The sequence below is a fragment of the Allobosea sp. TWI1241 genome (assembly GCF_039673065.1).
Classification (GTDB): domain Bacteria; phylum Pseudomonadota; class Alphaproteobacteria; order Rhizobiales; family Beijerinckiaceae; genus Allobosea.
In genome coordinates, this window is record NZ_JBDJKW010000001.1 from 468,454 (window position 1) to 485,471 (window position 17,018).

General features: G+C 70.4%; 15 protein-coding genes. 6 read left to right on the forward strand and 9 right to left on the reverse strand.

The genetic code is table 11. The annotated features are described in order from the left end of the window. Positions 1-2: 2 nt before the first annotated feature. Both ABE438_RS02270 and ABE438_RS02275 read right to left on the reverse strand, forming a co-directional pair. The gene (locus ABE438_RS02270) at positions 3-1,730 is read right to left on the reverse strand and encodes an AMP-binding protein (RefSeq protein WP_346500779.1); all 1,728 of its coding nucleotides are present in this window, start codon (positions 1,728-1,730) and stop codon (positions 3-5) included. 232 nt (positions 1,731-1,962) lie between these two features. Next, complete coding sequence (locus ABE438_RS02275; RefSeq protein ID WP_346500781.1) at positions 1,963-4,029, reverse strand: elongation factor G; 2,067 nt, start codon at positions 4,027-4,029, stop codon at positions 1,963-1,965. Between the two features lie 276 nt (positions 4,030-4,305). Here ABE438_RS02275 and ABE438_RS02280 point away from each other — a divergent pair, with 276 nt between their 5' ends. Beyond that, positions 4,306-4,608, forward strand: coding sequence for a putative quinol monooxygenase (locus ABE438_RS02280; RefSeq protein ID WP_346500783.1), 303 nt, complete (start codon positions 4,306-4,308; stop codon positions 4,606-4,608). Between the two features lie 22 nt (positions 4,609-4,630). On the opposite strand, the gene ABE438_RS02285 is transcribed toward ABE438_RS02280, so the two are convergent. Next, positions 4,631-5,419 (reverse strand): SDR family NAD(P)-dependent oxidoreductase, encoded by a 789-nt coding sequence (locus tag ABE438_RS02285; protein ID WP_346500785.1) that lies wholly within the window; start codon positions 5,417-5,419, stop codon positions 4,631-4,633. Positions 5,420-5,592: 173 nt separating this feature from the next. On the opposite strand from ABE438_RS02285, the gene rplS reads away from it, so the two are divergent. Continuing rightward, positions 5,593-5,982: a 50S ribosomal protein L19 gene (rplS, locus tag ABE438_RS02290; RefSeq protein ID WP_346500787.1), complete on the forward strand. Its 390-nt coding sequence runs from the start codon at positions 5,593-5,595 to the stop codon at positions 5,980-5,982. Positions 5,983-6,090: 108 nt separating this feature from the next. On the opposite strand, the gene ABE438_RS02295 is transcribed toward rplS, so the two are convergent. Then, positions 6,091-7,194, reverse strand: coding sequence for a baeRF11 domain-containing protein (locus ABE438_RS02295; RefSeq protein ID WP_346500789.1), 1,104 nt, complete (start codon positions 7,192-7,194; stop codon positions 6,091-6,093). Between the two features lie 421 nt (positions 7,195-7,615). On the opposite strand from ABE438_RS02295, the gene leuC reads away from it, so the two are divergent. The 4 genes from leuC to leuD are packed head-to-tail and all read left to right on the forward strand — an operon-like array spanning position 7,616 to position 10,410. Further along, entirely contained in the window at positions 7,616-9,034 is a 1,419-nt protein-coding gene (gene leuC / locus ABE438_RS02300) for a 3-isopropylmalate dehydratase large subunit (RefSeq protein ID WP_346500790.1), read from the forward strand. A gap of 25 nt (positions 9,035-9,059) precedes the next feature. Beyond that, positions 9,060-9,305 (forward strand): hypothetical protein, encoded by a 246-nt coding sequence (locus ABE438_RS02305; RefSeq protein WP_346500792.1) that lies wholly within the window; start codon positions 9,060-9,062, stop codon positions 9,303-9,305. Further along, positions 9,305-9,766 carry a metallopeptidase family protein gene (locus ABE438_RS02310; RefSeq protein ID WP_346500794.1) on the forward strand — a complete coding sequence of 154 codons (462 nt, stop codon included), beginning with the start codon at positions 9,305-9,307 and terminating at the stop codon, positions 9,764-9,766. The genes ABE438_RS02305 and ABE438_RS02310 overlap by 1 nt, the downstream gene beginning before the upstream one ends. Before the next feature lie 41 nt (positions 9,767-9,807). Continuing rightward, positions 9,808-10,410: a 3-isopropylmalate dehydratase small subunit gene (gene leuD / locus ABE438_RS02315; RefSeq protein ID WP_346500796.1), complete on the forward strand. Its 603-nt coding sequence runs from the start codon at positions 9,808-9,810 to the stop codon at positions 10,408-10,410. Between the two features lie 124 nt (positions 10,411-10,534). Here leuD and ABE438_RS02320 read toward each other — a convergent pair whose 3' ends face one another. From ABE438_RS02320 to ABE438_RS02340, 5 genes are all read right to left on the reverse strand, one after another. Further along, positions 10,535-11,776, reverse strand: coding sequence for a DUF1501 domain-containing protein (locus ABE438_RS02320; protein ID WP_346500798.1), 1,242 nt, complete (start codon positions 11,774-11,776; stop codon positions 10,535-10,537). A gap of 2 nt (positions 11,777-11,778) precedes the next feature. Next, complete coding sequence (locus ABE438_RS02325) at positions 11,779-13,239, reverse strand: DUF1800 domain-containing protein (protein ID WP_346500799.1); 1,461 nt, start codon at positions 13,237-13,239, stop codon at positions 11,779-11,781. Between the two features lie 108 nt (positions 13,240-13,347). After that, on the reverse strand, positions 13,348-14,439 hold the full coding sequence (locus ABE438_RS02330; protein WP_346500801.1) for an ATP-dependent DNA helicase: 1,092 nt from the start codon (positions 14,437-14,439) through the stop codon (positions 13,348-13,350). A gap of 69 nt (positions 14,440-14,508) precedes the next feature. Next, complete coding sequence (locus ABE438_RS02335) at positions 14,509-16,185, reverse strand: methyl-accepting chemotaxis protein (protein ID WP_346500803.1); 1,677 nt, start codon at positions 16,183-16,185, stop codon at positions 14,509-14,511. A 117-nt stretch (positions 16,186-16,302) separates the two neighbouring features. Beyond that, entirely contained in the window at positions 16,303-16,998 is a 696-nt protein-coding gene (locus ABE438_RS02340) for an SDR family oxidoreductase (protein WP_346500805.1), read from the reverse strand. Between the last annotated feature and the right edge of the window lie 20 nt (positions 16,999-17,018).

Below are 17,018 nucleotides of genomic sequence, written 5' to 3' on the forward strand. Positions count from 1 at the left end.
GCTCAGACGCCGCGGCTGCGTTCCGCGGCGACCTCCTCGCGCAGCGCGCGGCGCAGCACCTTGCCGACATTGGTCTTAGGCAGGCTGTCGCGGAAGATGATCTGGCGCGGCACCTTGTAGCCGGTCAGCTCCTGCTTGCAGAAGGCGCGCAGCGCATCGGCCGTCACCGCCGGATCGCGCTTCACCACGAAGGCGGTGACAGCCTCGCCCGAATGCTCGTCCGGCAGGCCGATCACCGCCGATTCGCCGACGCCCGGATGCGCGGCGAGCACATCCTCGACCTCGTTGGGATAGACGTTGAAGCCGGAGACGAGGATCATGTCCTTCATCCGGTCCACGACCTTCACCTGGCCGTCCGGCTGCATGATGCCGACATCGCCGGAGCGGAAGAAACCGTCCGGCGTCATCACCTTGGCCGTCTCGTCCGGCCGGTTCCAGTAGCCCGCCATCACCTGCGGCCCGCGGATGCAGATCTCGCCCGCCTCGCCGAGCGGCATGTCGTTGTTCTCGGCGTCGCGGATCGCAATGTCGGTCGAGGGCAGCGGGAAGCCGATCGTGCCGGTGAACTCGCCAATGTCGGGCCGGTTGACCGAGGCCATGGGCGAGGTCTCCGAGAGCCCGTAGCCCTCGATGATCGGCTTGCCGGTCACGTCCTTCCAGCGGCGCGCCACGATCGCCTGGGTCGCCATGCCGCCGGCCACCGCGAAGCGCAGCTCCGAGAAGTCGACCTCGCGGATCTGCGCATGGCCGGCCAGCGCGTTGTAGAGCGTGTTCACGCCCGAGAAGAGCGTGAAGCGGCTCGACTTCAGCGTGCGGATGAAGCTGGTCAAATCGCGCGGATTGGCGATCAGCAGGCATTTCGCGCCGATGCGCTGCATGAACAGGCAGCAGCAGGTCAGCGCGAAGATGTGGTAGAGCGGCAGCGCCGTGACCATGACGTGCTGGTAGTCGCTGCGCCCGAGCGGCGGCTCCATCGCCCAGCCCAGCCAGAGATTGGCCTGCTCGACATTGGCGGCGACGTTGCGATGCGTCAGCATCGCGCCCTTGGCCACGCCGGTGGTGCCGCCGGTATATTGTAGGAAGGCGACGTCGTCGGGGGCGATCGCCACCGATTCGGGCGTATCGGGCCCCACCAGCACGCTCTTCAGCGTGATCGAGCCCGGCAGCGCGAAGGGCTTGACGATCTTCTTGATCCGCCGGGCGACGAAGTTGACGATCGCGCCCTTGAAGCCCATCAGGTCGCCGGCCGAGGCGACCACGATGGCGTCGAGCTTGAGGTTCGGCCGCGCCTCCTCGACGACATGGGCGAAGTTCTCGATGACCACGAGCACGCGCGCTCCGGAATCGGCCAGCTGGTGGGTCAGCTCGCGGGCGGTGTAGAGCGGGTTGACGTTGACGACCGTGTAGCCGCCGATCAGCGCGCCGAAGAGCGCCGCCGGATAGGCCAGCACGTTCGGCATCATCAGCGCGATGCGGTCGCCCTTGCGGAAGCCTTGCGCCTGCAGCCAGGCGCAGAAGGCACGCGCCGCCCGGCCGGTCTCGGCGAAGGTCAGGTTCTTGCCGAAGCTCTCGAACGCCTGCCGCTCGGGATAGGTCTCCCAGGCGGAGCGCACCAGCTCGGCAAGCGTGCCGGCCCTGGCGTCGTCGATGGTCGCAGGTACCGCCATCGGATAGTGCGCCAGCCAGGGACGAGCGTCTGCGCCTGCCGGCTTGGCGGAATTCGCCGTCATCCTCGTCCTCCCTCGGGTCCCGACGCCCTGTGACCGGGCTTTCTCGGGCTCACCATCGACGCCTCCCCGCGCGGACCTGCCGGCGGGACGCGACCATCAGCCATCGTCATCGCCGTCCAGAGTGGAAGAAGCCCGCCTCCGGCGCAAGCTCCGGGCGCATCGGCACGCGGGAGAAGCGCGCCGATGCAAGCAAACCGGTCGTCGTAGCCGCGCCGGAACGCCTCCGGCGCGCTCAGCGGCCGTGCGCCGACACCACAGCCTCCGCCTGCCGCCCCGCCAACTCGGCGAGATGGTCGAAGCGGCTGCTGAACGAGCCGACGCCGGCGGTGGCCGAGCGCAGTTCGACGATCAGCCCGGCGGTCTCCGCCTCGGGTATCAGCGCGCTGATCCGGTCCCAGCCGCGCCAGCCCGGCCGCGCATCGTAGCTCTGGATGCGTCCGCGTCGGGCCGCGACCAGGGCCGAGGCGCGCGCCATCGCCTCGGACGGCACGACGATCTCGACCGCGAGCACCGGTTCCAGCAGCACCGAGCCGGCCTGCGCACAGGCCTCCGTCATCGCCAGCCGCGCCGCTTGCCGGAACGCCATGTCGGAGGAATCGACCGTGTGATAGGAACCGTCGGTCAGCGTCACCGCGAGGTCGACCAGCGGGAAGCCGAGCGGGCCACGTGCGCAGTATTCGCGCACGCCCGCCTCCACCGCGCCGATATACTGCTTCGGCACGACGCCGCCGGTGATGCGGTCGACGAAGCGGAGACCCTCGCCGCGCGGCAGCGGCGCCACCTCCAGCACCACATCGCCGAACTGGCCGTGGCCGCCACTCTGCTTGCGATGGCGCCCGCGGGCGGAGGCCGTGCCGCGCAGGGTCTCGCGATGGCCGACCGCGGTCACGCCGCCCTCGACCGCGACGCCGTAGCGGCCGCCGAGCCGTTCCAGCGCGACGCGCAGATGCATCTCGCCCTGCCCCGCCAGCCGCATCTCGCCGATCTCGGGCAGATGAGCCAGCACGAGCGCCGGATCCTCCTCGACCAGCCGCGCCAGGGCCGCGGCGAGGCGGACATCGTCCTTGCGGTCGCGCACCGCGATCGCCAGCGCATGCACCGGCTCGGGCGGCGCCACCGCGCTGATCGCGTCGGGCCGGAGCTTGCCAGCGGCGATCGCATCGCCGGTCCTGACGCTGTCGAGCCGCGCCAAGGCGACGACCTCGCCCTCCTCCGCTGCCGGACGGCGCTGCTGCTCGGCGCCCTTGAGCGCCAGCACGCCGCCGATGCGCGCCTCGGTCCCGCCCGAGGAGACCACCGCATCGCCCTCCGCCAGCCGCCCGCGCAGCACGCGCGCCAGCGAGAGCTTGCCACCCTGCCCGGCGTGCCAGGTCTTCATCACCAGCGCGAGCGGCGCGCCGCCGTCGACCACGCCGTTGCGCGCCCGCGTCGCAGCGAGCCCCGGCACCTCGTGGCGCAGCGCCTTGAGCAGCCGCGTCACGCCGTTGCCGCGCTCGGCCGCCCCGATCAGCACCGGCACGACATGGCGTTCGCGCAGCTCGCGGGCGAGATCGTCGAAGACGAGATCGCGCGGCGGCTCGATGTCGCCGAGCAGGTCCTCCATCAGCGTGTCGTCATAATCCGCCAGCCGCTCCAGCATGGAGAAGCGGGCGTCGCGCTCGCGCTCGATCTCGTCGGTCGCCAGCGGCACCACCTCGCTCGGCGCGTGCTCGCGGTAGATGAAGGCCCGTTCCAGGGCGAGATCGATGAAGCCGACCGCGATGCCGTGCCGCCAGATCGGGATCTGGCGCAGCAGCAGCGGCGTGCGCGAGGCGCGCTGCAGCAGGCCGAGCGTCTCGCGCACCCGGCGCGCCGCGGCGTCGATCTTGTTGAGGAAGAGGAAGCGCGGGATATCCGCCTCTTCCAGCTCGCGCAGCACGAGCTCCAGCGCCGGCGCCTTGCGGTCGTCCGCCTCGCAGACCACCACCGCGGCATCCACCGCCGGCAGGACATGGCGCATCTCGTGCAGGAATTCGATCGAGCCGGGACAGTCGATGAAGGTGAAGCGCTCACCGAGAAACTCGACGGTGGCGACGTTCGGCTCCGTGCTCATCTGATGGGCGCGCGCCTCGGCGGAGGCATCGCCGCAACTGTTGCCGGCCTTGACGGCGCCGGGGCGCGAGATCGCACCACAGCGGGCGAGCAGGCTCTCGAACAGGGTGGTCTTGCCGCTCTGGAAGGGGCCGACCAGCGCGATGCAGCGCGGCCCCCCCGATCTGGTGCCGGGGGACCGTGCCTCCTGGCCGGACGCTTCTGCCATCTCGTCCTCCTTCGTCTGCTGCCGCAGCCACGAGGGGCGAGAGGCCTCCCGTCGCCGCGGAGGTGGACCGGCAGGCCGGCGCGAAGCGGCCATGCCGGGAAGGCGGCGGTCGCTCCGGCCCGACGAGGTCGGGCGGCCGTCGAAGAGGAAAGTCGGGGGCAGGTTCGCGCCGATGGCGAGCCGGCGCAAGGGCAAAACGCTGCTGACGCCCGCGGGCTGACGGCCGGCTAGGAGAGGCGCCAATCAGGACCAGCAACACGGGAGCCGGAAGACGACATGCTCAAGGTGATCGCACGCGACTTCATCAAGCCGGAGGCCATCGGGATCGTGACCCCGCTCTATGACGAGCTGGTCCGTCTCACCCGGATGGAGGAGCGCTGCATCGCCTACGACCTCTTCGTCGACCAGGATGATCCGGGGCATTTCGTCTTCGTCGAGGAATGGCCGGATCGGGCGGCGCTCGAGGCGCATTGCCGCAGCGAGCACTTCACCCGCCTCGTCCCGCAGATCGACGCGCACCAGCGCCAACCCGGGCGCTACATCCTGATGGAGCCCTTCGCGGCAGCGGTGCCCGGCTGAGGCCGGGCACCGTCAGCGGGTCTCAGCGGTTGCGGCGCTGGCCGCGCAGGGTCGGCAGGCCGATACCGACGGCGTCGAAGCCGCCATCCACGGCGAGCACCTGGCCGGTGACGTAGCTCGCGCGCTCGCTGCACAGGAAGAAGATCGACTCGGCAAGCTCCTCCTCCAGCCCGTAGCGGGCGAGCGGGATGGCGTCGTGATAATCGGCGCGGATCTCGGCGCTGTGCACGGCCTTGGCCATCGCGGTCTCGACCGGTCCGGGCGCCACGGCGTTGACCCGGATGCCGAGCCCGGCGAGCTCGGCCGCCTGCTGCTTGGTCAGATGCGCCAGCGCCGCCTTGCTGGTGCCGTAGGCCACCCGCAGCGTCGAGGCGCGCAGGCCAGAGATCGAGGTGATGTTGACCACCGCCCCGCCGGCTCCGTCCGCCATCACCGGCGCCACGGCCTGGGTCATCAGGAAGGGGCCGTCGAGATTGACCTCCATCACCCGGCGCCATTCGGCATGGGTTGTCTCCAGCAGCGGCTTGAACACCGCGGTGCCGGCATTGTTGACCAGCGCGTCGATCCGCCCGAAACGCGCGACCGTGGCGTCGACGGCGGCCGAAACCTCGGCGGGAACCGCGACGTCGCAGGTGATCATCATGGTGGCGCTCGGCGCGTCGAGCGCGGCCATCGCCCGCGACAGCTCCGGCCCGTCGATGTCGAGGAGCACGACGCGCCAGTCGTCGGCCAGGAAGCGGCGCGCGGTAGCAAGCCCGATGCCGCGCGCGGCACCGGTGACGAGGGCGACCTTGAGATGATCCATAGGCATGACGATGGAGCGTTTCCCTGACGTTATGAGGCGGCGAGGTTAGGCCGCCTCGCCCGGCGAAGGAAAGCCCGGCGCTCGACAAATGCCCCCGCCTCGGCTATGGCCACGGCCTCAACTGAAAACAGCGAGCCGTAACGCCCGCGCCCAGCGCGAACACGGCCATGGAGAGACCCATGAACATCATCGAGCAGATCGACCAGGAGCAGATCGCCAAGCTCCTCGACGGCAAGGAAATCCCGCATTTCCAGCCCGGCGACACGGTGCAGGTCAACGTCAAGGTCAAGGAAGGCGAGCGCAGCCGCGTCCAGGCCTATGAGGGCGTCGTGATCGCCCGTGACGGCGGCGGGCTCAACGAGAGCTTCACCGTCCGCAAGATCTCCTATGGCGAGGGCGTCGAGCGCGTCTTCCCGCTCTATTCGCCGAACCTCGATTCCATCAAGGTCGTCCGCAAGGGCAAGGTGCGTCGCGCCAAGCTGTATTACCTGCGCGATCGTCGCGGCAAGTCGGCCCGTATCGCCGAGCGCATCGACGCCAAGCCGGCCAAGGGCGCCAAGGGCAAGTGATCGGCTGAGCGATCGCGGACGGCGGTCTTCGACACCGCCGCATCCGCCCCTTACGGCATCGGATTTGACGAACGCGGCCCCTGCGGGCCGCGTTCTGCGTTTCAGGCCTCAGCCGGCATAGCGCAGGATCGCCGCCAGCGTCTCGGCGCCCTCCGGCAGGTCGGCCTTGCGCACGGCCAGAACCCGGCCACCGGCCGCCAGCACGCGCCCTGCGATCTCGTCCACCACGCCATAGGCGACCGCATCATCGGTCTCGGCGAAGGCGACGACGCCGTCCTCGTCGACCGTGCCGGGCACCACCGCATCCATGTCGACCATCAGCACGTCGATCTGGCCGCGCGTCGCCGCGCGCGCCGCGTCGGAGATGTCGGTCATCGCCCGGCCCTGCCCGTCGCGCTGGGCGAAGAGATCGCACAGGCCGGACAGCTCGGCCGCATAGGCGTTGTCGAGCAGCGGGATCGCCGCCTGGGCCAGCTCGGCATCGCTCATATGGTCCGGGCTCTGCCGGATCACCTCGGGCAGCAGCCCGTCATAGCGGTTCACCGAGGGGTAGACCTGCCCGAGCGGATCGACCGCCGCGACGATCAGCGGGATGCCGCTGCCGCCGATGACGGGGCGCAGCGCCGAGTCGATCGCCCGGCAATACTGGATATGCAGCCGGCGATTCGATTCTGAGCCATGGCTCTTGCTGATCGAGGACAGGCGCGCATGGCTGGCGGCGTCCTTGGGCAGACCCTCGACCTTCACCGGCTCGGGCGGCAGGTCGGAGGAGATCTCGATCAGCCGGACATGGTTCTCCGACAGCGCCAGGATATAGGCCTCGTGCGCGAAGGTCACGGCCCGCAGTAGCGGCTTCAGGTGGAAGCGGTCGGAGACCTGCACCATCTCCGGCAGGCGGTTGGCGAGGCGGTGGACCCGGATCGTCTCCGGCGTCGCGAACACGGCGAGGCTGTGCGCCATGTGCCGCCAGAGCGCGTCGTCCTCCGCCACGGCGTCGAGTTCCTCCTGCAGCGGCCAGATCCGCCGCTTGTCGAGCCCGCCGGCCTCGAGCTGGCCGATCGCCTCGCGCACCAGGTTGCGGAAGGCGATGCGGCTGGCGCCGACCTCCTCGGTCAGGGGCGTGGTCGGCACGTAGATCGACACGCAGGCGTCGGAACGGGCCCCGTTGAGCCTGACGATCTCGGCGTGGCTGGGCGTGTCGACATAGAGCATTGCGCATCCTCCTGTGCTTCGGTTGCCTAAGGATAATGCACGGAAGCGCCGCCGGTTCGCGACGCTGCGTCACCGTGACGCCTCCGGCGATTGTTTCTCGCCGGACTCGCTGATATGAAGACGAGCCAGTTTGGAACCGATAGAACGAACCCATGACGACGGGACGGCAGGAACGGGGGGCAGTTCGCAGTGTGGTGCGCCGCACGCTGAACCCGCGCCGTTTTCCGACCACACAGGGTTTCGCCGCGCTGCACGACCATGCCCGTCTGCCTTGGCGCTTCTTCGGACGCTTCACCGCATCGCTCGCAGCGGGCCTTAGCAGGGCCTGAGACCGGCCGTCCGGCCGGCCGAAGGCCCGCTCACGCTCCGCACCGGGCCGCCTCGGCCCCATCGTCATTCCCACGACAGAAGACAAGAAGCCATGACTGCGTCCAAAGCTCCGACCACCTTGTACGACAAGATCTTCGAGGATCACGTCATCGACCGGCAGGAAGACGGCACCTGCCTGCTCTATATCGACCGCCATCTGGTCCATGAGGTCACAAGCCCGCAGGCCTTCGAAGGCCTGCGCATGACAGGCCGCAAGGTGCACGCGCCAAGCAAGACCCTCGCCGTCGTCGACCACAACATCGAGACGACCGACCGCTCGAAGGGCATCCAGGAAGAGGAAAGCCGCATCCAGGTCGAGGCGCTGGCGCGCAACGCCAAGGACTTCGGCGTCGAGTACTTCAACGAGCTCGATATCCGCCAGGGCATCGTCCACATCGTCGGCCCCGAGCAGGGCTTCACGCTGCCCGGCACCACGATCGTCTGCGGCGACAGCCACACCTCGACGCATGGCGCCTTCGGCGCGCTGGCCCACGGCATCGGCACCTCGGAGGTCGAGCACGTGCTCGCCACCCAGACGCTGATCCAGAAGAAGGCCAAGAACATGCTCGTCCAAGTGGACGGCACCCCGGCCCCGGGCGTCGGCGCCAAGGACATCACGCTCGCCATCATCGGCGAGATCGGCACCGCCGGCGGCACCGGCTCCGTCATCGAGTACGCCGGCGAGGCCATTCGCGGCCTGTCGATGGAAGGCCGGATGACGGTCTGCAACATGTCGATCGAGGGCGGCGCCCGCGCCGGCATGGTCGCGCCCGACCAGAAGGCGTTCGACTATCTGAAGGACCGTCCGCGCGCCCCCAAGGGCGAGGCCTGGGCGGCCGCGCTGCGCTACTGGGAGACGCTGCGCACCGACGAGGGCGCGCATTTCGACCGCGTGGTGAAGCTCGACGCCAGCAACCTGCCGCCGATCGTTTCCTGGGGTACCAGCCCCGAGGACGTGATCTCGGTCGCCGGCGTCGTGCCGGATCCGGAGCAGATCGAGGACGAGGTCAAGCGCGCCTCGAAGAAGCGGGCGCTCGACTATATGGGCCTGACCGCCGGCACGAAGATGACCGACATCCCGCTCGACGTGATCTGGATCGGCTCCTGCACCAATGGCCGCATCGAAGACCTGCGCACCGTCGCGAAGATCGTCGAGGGCAAGAAGGTCCATGCGAGCCTGGACTACGCCATGATCGTCCCGGGCTCCGGCCTGGTGAAGCAGCAGGCGGAGGCCGAAGGCCTGGACAAGATCTTCCTGGCCGCCGGCTTCGAATGGCGCGAGCCGGGCTGCTCGATGTGCCTCGGCATGAACCCCGACCAGCTCAAGCCCGGCCAGCGCGCCGCCTCGACCTCGAACCGCAATTTCGAGGGTCGCCAGGGCTATCGCGGCCGGACGCATCTGGTCTCGCCGGCCATGGCGGCGGCGGCGGCGCTGACCGCCCGCTTCGTCGACGTGCGGACGCTCGGCTGAACCGGCGGGTGCGCGGGAGGCGGCGATGACGAACGACCCCCGCGAGACGGCCCGCTCCACCGAGGCCGACGCGGCGCTCGGACGCGTGAAGCGCGATTCCGAGAGCCTGCTCGGCTCCTCGATGGGGCGTGCCGCCGATCACTTCGCCGGCCGGGATGCGCCGGAGGACGACCGGATCGAGCTCTGGGGGCGGCGGATCGGCCGCGCCCTCTCGCTGGTCGCCTTCATCGGCCTGTCCTGGTGGCTCGGGCATCAACTGAAGTTCTGGTGATGGGCAGCAGCGTTCCCCCGATCAGGCGCTCCAGCGCCGAGGGCCCCCTCGACCAGGCCGCGTGGGACGGCCTGCGCGCGCCTTCGGTCGATGCGCTGGAGGATCTCGCCCAGGCCGCCTTCGACCGGCTGCCGGCCGAGTTCCGCCAGCTCTGCGCCGATCTGGTGATCAACGTCACCGACTTCCCGGAGGACGAAGTCCTCAAGGAGCTCGAGGCGGAGAGCCCGTTCGACCTGCTCGGGCTCTTCTCCGGCGTCGGCCTGCCGCAGCAGGGCTTTGCCCCGCAGACCGGCCAGATGCCCAACACCATCCATCTCTACCGCCGGCCGATCCTCGACTACTGGGCGGAGCACGACGAGAGCCTCGGCGCCATCGTCACCCATGTGCTCGTCCACGAGATCGGCCATCATTTCGGTTTCGACGACGACGACATGGACGCCATCGAGCGCGCGGCGGGCTAGCCCGCGCCGCACCGCGTCCGCCCCGACAAGGAGCAAGAGACATGCAGCCCTTCACCACTCTGACCTCGACCCCTGCCCCGCTGAAGGTGATCAATGTCGACACCGACATGATCATCCCCAAGCAGCACCTGAAGACGATCAAGCGCACCGGCCTCGGCACCGCGCTGTTTTCGGAGATGCGCTATCGCGAGGACGGCTCAGAGAACCCGGACTTCGTCCTGAACCAGCCGGCCTACCGCCAGTCGCAGATCCTCGTCGCCGGCGACAATTTCGGCTGCGGCTCCTCGCGCGAGCACGCGCCCTGGGCCCTGCTGGACTTCGGCATCCGCTGCGTGATCTCCACCAGCTTCGCCGATATCTTCTACAACAACTGCTTCAAGAACGGCATCCTGCCGATCAAGGTCAGCCAGGAAGACCTCGACAAGCTGTTCGACGACGCCGATCGCGGCGCCAACGCCACGCTGACGGTCGACCTCGAGAATCAGACGATCAAGGGCCCCGATGGCGGCGAGCTGCATTTCGAGATCGACCCGTTCCGCAAGCACTGCCTGCTGAACGGCCTCGACGACATCGGCCTGACCATGGCCAAGTCGAGCAAGATCGAGGCCTATGAGGAGAAGCTCAAGGAGCGCGCCTGGGCCTGATTCCCGCGCGTCCCTCGGGGCGCGGCATAGACATGACGAAAGGGCCGCTCGCGCGGCCCTTTCGCATTTCGGTTGGCCGATTGGCACCTCCGGCCTGCGCGCCGCGTGACGGGGCGGGCGCCGCTCAGGCCACCAGACCCTGCATCGGCGCCAGAGCGCCCGTGCCGGGGAAGACGCGCTCCGCCAGCACCGGACCCGAGAGGCCGAACAGGTCCGAGACCACGCCCTTGGCGACGGCGCGGATATCGGTCGTCGGACGCAGGTCGCGCTGCTCGTGCAGTTGTGAAAGCTTCAGCCCCGGCCAGTCGGCGATCACCCGCCGGCCGCGCACCGCCCCGCCGACGAGGAAAGCCACCGTGCCGGTGCCGTGATCGGTGCCGACCGTGCCGTTCACCCGCGCCGTCCGGCCGAACTCCGTCACCACCATCACCACCGTGTCCTTCCAGACCGACTTCAGCCCCTCCTCGAAGGCGGCGAGCGCGCCGTCCAGCCCGCCGAGCAGGGTGCCGAGCCGCCCCTTGGCGCCGCCTTCATTGGCATGGGTGTCCCAGCCCTCGAAGGCCAGCGCCGCGATGCGCGGCCCGTCCTCGGCCGCGACGATGCGCGCTGCGCCCTCCGCGATGCGGCGCATGCCCTCGGCGGTATCCGGCCCGCCGCCGCCGCGCGGCCGCTCCATGCCCTGCCGGTTGGCGATCGTCTCGGTCTCGACCGCGCGCGCCAGAGCCTGCGCCAGCCCGGGATCGCGCTGGCCGTAGAGATCGCCGAGGCGCTGCACCAGGTCGGAGCCGGCCCGCGCCATGCGCGGCGGCGCCCAGCCGAGAACCGGTGCCTCGCCCCGCACGATCAGCGGCGGCACCACGCCGACGCCGAGCGCGCCATGGCGCGCCACCGCCTCGCCCGGCGGCAGCGCCGCCAGCAGCCGGTTGAGCCAGCCGCTCTCCGTCCGGCCAGGACCGCCCTGCCCGCTCTCCAGCACGTCCTGCCCGTCGAAATGCGAACGCTCGCGATAGCCGGTGGCGCTGGCATGGACGATCGCCGCCTGCCCGCCGGCATAGAGCCGTGCCAGCTGCGGCATCGCCGGATGCAGGCCGAAGAAGCCGTCGAGCGGCAGGGCCGCGTCCGCGCCGTCGCGGCTCAGGGCGATGCCCTCGCGTAGGCCGACATAATCGGGATCGCCGAGCGGCGGCACGGCGGAGAGCCCGTCCATGGCGCCGCGCAGCACCACCAGCAGGAAGCGGCAGTCGCGCGCGCCGGCCGCATGCGCGAAACGCGGCATGCAGGACCAGGCGAAGAGGGCGCCCGCCGCGCCGAGCACCGCCCGGCGCGAAGGGGTCATGCGTTCGCAGTCGTCATCGTCGGCGGCCATGCTCACCTCCGCTGGAATTCGGGCGACATCAGCAACAGCGCGATCGCCTGCGGCTTGCTCTCGGCACGGGCGACGGCCTGGCGCGTCTCGGGCGAGGCGAGCGGCCCCAGGATCGTATCGAGCAGCGCCCGCGGGTCCGGCACCGTCTCCGCCGCCTGCCGGCCGAGCGCGGCCGCGACGTCGATGCGCGTCTTGATGCCCTCCGGCGTCGCCCAGGCGGCATTGCCGTCCGGATAGCCGTCCGGCCCCGAGGGCTGCCAGAAGGGTTGTCCCATCGCGCCGAGCGGCCCGGCGATCTGGCCGTAATCCGGCTTGCGGGCGAGCGCCCGGAAGGCCGCGAGCAGGAACTCCTGCGGCGAGCGCAGCTTCTGGGCAGGCGCTTCCCAGGAGGCCGGCGCGGTCAGGAGCGTGCGCGCCAGCGCCGCGAGATCGCCCTGCGTCTCGAGGAAGGCCCGCTCCAGCGCCGCGACCAGCGGCTTCGGCGGATCGTCGGCGATGAAGTGCCGGGCGAGCTTGCGCGCGACGAAGCGGGCGGTGCTGGGATGGCGGGCGAGATCGGCCAGCGCGGCCAGCCCTTGCGTCCGTCCCTCCTGCCGGTAGACGCGCCCGAGCAGGCGCTGGCCACCGGGCTCGTGCACGCCGGGATTGAAGGCGAAGGAGCCGGGGAAACCGAGGCGCCCGTCGCGCCCGGCCACGCCCCAGCCGGTGATGATACGCGCCAGGCTGGTGACATCCGCCTGGCTGTAGCCGCCCGAGACCCCGAGCGTGTGCAGTTCCATGATCTCGCGGGCGAGGTTCTCGTTCAGCCCGCGCCCGCGCCGCCGCCCGGCCGGCGAGCTCGGCCCGACCGAGAGCTGGTTGTCCAGGAAGGTCAGCATCGCCGGATGGCTCTCGACCGCGACCAGCATGTCCTCGAAGCGGCCGAAGACATGCGGGCGGATCGCCTCGCGCTCGAAGGCACCGGCCATCGCCCGGACGAAATTGCCCTTGGCGACCGAGACGCAGAAATGGTTCGACCAGAAGGCGACCAGCCGCTCGGTGAAGCCGCAATCGGCCTCGAGCGCCACGGCGACGCGGGCGACCATCTCCTCGCGCAGCACCCTCTGCGGGAAGGGCGGCTCGGCCGGCGCCTGCTGGCGCGGCGGCTCCGATGGACCGGTCGGCGGCGGCACCTGCGCCAGCTGCACGCCGGCCGGCTTGCCGGCCTCGGCGACGCGCCGTTCCCGCGCGGCACGTTCGGCATCCTCGAAGGCATACAGCGCACGGCCGATCGGCGCCGCGCCGGAAAAGCTCACCGCCGGCGCAGGCGCCCCGCCCTCCCGGCCGATCTCGGCGAGCAGCCGCTCGCGGGCCTGCGCCGCGGAGGCGCGCTCGTCGCGGCGCGGCCCCAGGCCGAAGCGCCGCAGCGCCGCCATGTCGCCGAAAGCCTGGTCACTGAGATTCGGGTCGGACCGATCCGCCATGATCCCGCTCCCTTGGAGAAGCTAGGCTCAAGGTTTCCCCGCACTATGGCGAAAGCCGGACCGACCGGCGGCTTTTGTTCGGACGGCCCGGGCAACTCCTCGAGGCCGTCAGACCACCACGGTCACCGTCTGCGCCGCCCTAGTCAACCCGGTATAGAGCCAGCGGTCGCGATGCTCGCGGAAGGCGAAGCTCTCGTCGAACAGAACCACGTCGTCCCATTGCGAACCTTGCGCCTTGTGGACGGTCAGGGCGTAGCCGAAGGTGAACTCGTCGGTATGCCGGCGCAGCTCCCAGGCCACCTCCTCCTCCGTCCCGTCGAAGAAATTCGGCAGCACCGAGACCTTCACCGGCTTGCCGCCGGTATCGTCCTCCGGAGTGACCCGCATGGTGACGAGGCCCTTCTTCGAGGTCTTGAGCTCCTGCACGATCCAGGCGCCGCCGTTGAGCAGGCCCTTGCTCTTGTCGTTGCGCAGACAGACCAGCTTCTCGCCCACCGCGGGCACCGTGCCGACATGCCCCATCAGTTGGCGCATACGGGCATTGTAGAGGCGCCGGGTCTTGTTCATGCCGACCAGCACTTGATCGGCGCCGAGCACGATCTCGGGCGTGATCGCGTCGCGGCGGATCACCCGGCTCTCGCCATAGTCGCCGAGCGCCAGCCGCCCGCCCTCGCGCACCGTCATCGACATCCGCACGATCGGGTTGTCGGCCGCCTGGCGATGGACCTCGGTCAGCATCACGTCGGGCTCGTGCTCGGTGAAGAAGCCGCCGCCCTTGACCGGCGGCAGCTGCGCCGGGTCGCCCAGCACCAGCACCGGCGTGCCGAAGGAGAGCAGGTCGCGACCCAGCTCCTCGTCGACCATCGAGCATTCGTCGATTATGATCAGCTTGGCCTTGGCCGCGGCGCTCTCGCGGTTGATCACGAAGGTCGGGCTTTCCTCGTCGACCCCGCGCGAACGGTAGATCAGCGAGTGGATGGTCTGCGCGCCTGCGCACCCCTTGTCGCGCAGCACGAGGGCGGCCTTGCCGGTGAAGGCGGCGAAGACCACCGGCCCGTCGACGCCCTCGGCGAGATGGCGGGCGAGCGTCGTCTTGCCGGTGCCGGCATAGCCGAACAGCCGGAAGACCTGGGGCGAGCCGGTCGCCAGCCAGGCGGAGACCGCTTTCAGCGCGCCATCCTGCTGCGGGGACCAGCTCATCGGAAGATCGAACACGTCGCGAACATGGCCGCCAGAAGGGCCCTGAGTCGCCGCCGGACGCAACCCCGCTCAGGCCGCCCGCAGCCGCCGCGCGAATTCGTCGGCCTCGCTGCGCAGCGCGGTGATGCGCTCGTCCAGCCCGCGGGCGCCGGAAGCCCCCTGCGCCGCGCGCTGGACCGAGAGCACATTGGCGTCGGCGATGGTCGACATCGCGCCAACCGCCTCGCCCGTCACCTCGGAGATGCGCGCGATCGTCTCGCCGAGCGATTGCAGCAGCCGCGAATGCGAGCCCACCATCGTGGCGATCTCGGTGCTGGCCTGCTCGACCGCCTCGACGCGCCCGACGATGTCGGAGATGCCGGTCGCGGCCTGCGACAGCGCCGCCTCGACCGCCGCGATGCGCCGGGCGATCTGCCCCGTCGCATCGCCCGTCTGGGCCGCCAGCGCCTTGACCTCGCCGGCCACCACGGCGAAGCCGCGGCCATGGGCGCCAGCCCGCGCCGCCTCGATCGTGGCGTTGAGCGCCAGCAGGTTGGTCTGCCGCGCCACCGCATCGATCAGCTCGACGACGCCGCGGATCTGCCCGGCATTCTCGGTCAGGCGCCCGACCAGGCCGACCGCCGCGGTGGCGTCCCGGGTGGCGAGCGCTGCGGTCTCCGAGACCCGCCCGATCTCACGGCTGATCTGGTCGACCACGTCCTCCAGCCGCACCGCCGCATCGCTGATCCGCTCCGCCTCGGCGCCGGCATGGGTGACCGCGCCGGCCGCCGAGCCGCTGCTCTGCGAGATCTGCTCGGCCTGCACCGCCGCGTCGTCCAGCGCCGCGCGCAGCCCCTCGCTGACCGTCGCGATCTCGGCGAGCAGCCGGCCGATCCGGCTCTCGAACGTCTCGGCGATCCGATGAAGCTCCTCGGTGCGGCGCTGCCGGTGCGTCTCCGCCAGGGCGGCCTGCGCCTCGCGGGAGGAGAGCTGCGCCCGCACCTCGCTGAGCGCCCGTACCGTGCGGGCGAGCTCGCCGATCTCGTCGCGGCGCTTGCGATGCGGCACCTCGACCACGGCGTCGGTCGAGGAAACCCGCTCGATCGTCTGCATCAACTGGCGCAGCGGCCGCGTCAGATGCACCCGCAGCAGGATGATCGCCAGGAGCGCGCCGGCGAGCGGCAGGCCGATCGCGATGAGCTGGACGCGCCGGCGCACATCCGCGGCCAGGATCTCGGCATCGGCGGCGGCGCGGCGTGCCGACTGGTCGAAGGAATCGCGCAGGGCGCCGGTGATGCCGATGATCTGGCGCACGTTCTCGCGCGCCGCCGAGGCTTCCGCCTCGATCAGCGCGGCCTTGGGCGAGACCCGCCGGCCGATATCGACGATGCCGGTCTGGAAGGCGAGGAAGGTGCCGATATGCGCGTTCAGCGCCGCGTTGTCCTTATGCAGCCGCGCGGGCAGCGCCGAGATCAGGCTGGCGCGGGCCGATTCGACCAGCGCGATCGCCCCATCGAGCTCGTCGATGGTACGCGCGATCTCCCGGTCGCCGGCTTCGGCCGGCAGGCGGCTGAGCAGCGAGGCCTGCGCCACGCGGCTCGACAGCAGCGCCGCGCTGTTGGCGAGGCGCTGGCCGGCGATCGCGTCGGCGTCGATGCGGTGGACGGCCTCCAGCCCACGCACCGCGCTGGCGAGCCCCAGCGCCGCCGCGATCCCGAAGAGCGCGAACAGCAAGGTGATCTTCGCCGTCAGTCCGAACCGCCGCATGCCGCCCCCGTCAAAGCCGAGCGGGGGCGTTTTCGCAGGCGAGAACGAACAGATGCTTAACGAAGCCAGCTAAGCATCTGTCATAATTGGCCTTTCGGCCGGATCAGGCCGAAACCCTCACCAGGGGATCGCCTGGCCGCGCCAGTCGCGGAAGCTGTTGCTCTGGGCCATGCCGGAGGCGTCGATGGTGCCGATCAGCCCGGCCGCGCTCTCCCCGGCGGCGATGTCGGCGCCCTCCCCGCCCATCTCGGTGCGTACCCAGCCGGGATGGAAGAGCAGGATCGCGATCTCGCGGGCGCGCAGCTCGTTGCCGAAGGCGACCATCGTCATGTTCGCCGCCGCCTTTGAGGAGCGATAGGCGATCATGCCGGAAGGGTTGGAGCCGATCGAGCCCATGCGGCTGGAGATGGTGACGATCTTGCGGCCGCTGCCGGCTTCGACATTGGGCAAGAAGCCCTGCGCCACGCGCAGCGGCGCATAGACGTTGACCTCGAACACGTTGCGCCAGGCGTCGAAATCCATGTCCTCGGCCGACTGGTGGCCGCGCGGGCCGAGCAGGCCGGCATTGTTCACCAGCACGTCGATCGGCCGGCCAGCGAGCGAGGCCTTGGCCGCCGCGACGCTGGCTTCGGAGGTGACGTCGAGTTCGAGGCCGGTACAGGCGCCGGGATAGGCCGCCGCCAGCTCGGCGAGCGCGCCGCCCCAGGGGTTGCGGGCCGCGGCGATCACCCGATCGCCGCGGCGCAGCAGTTCCATCGTCAATGCGAGGCCGATGCCGCGTCCGGCACCGGTGATCATCCAGGTCTGGGCCATGGGCGTCTCCTGATAGGAGA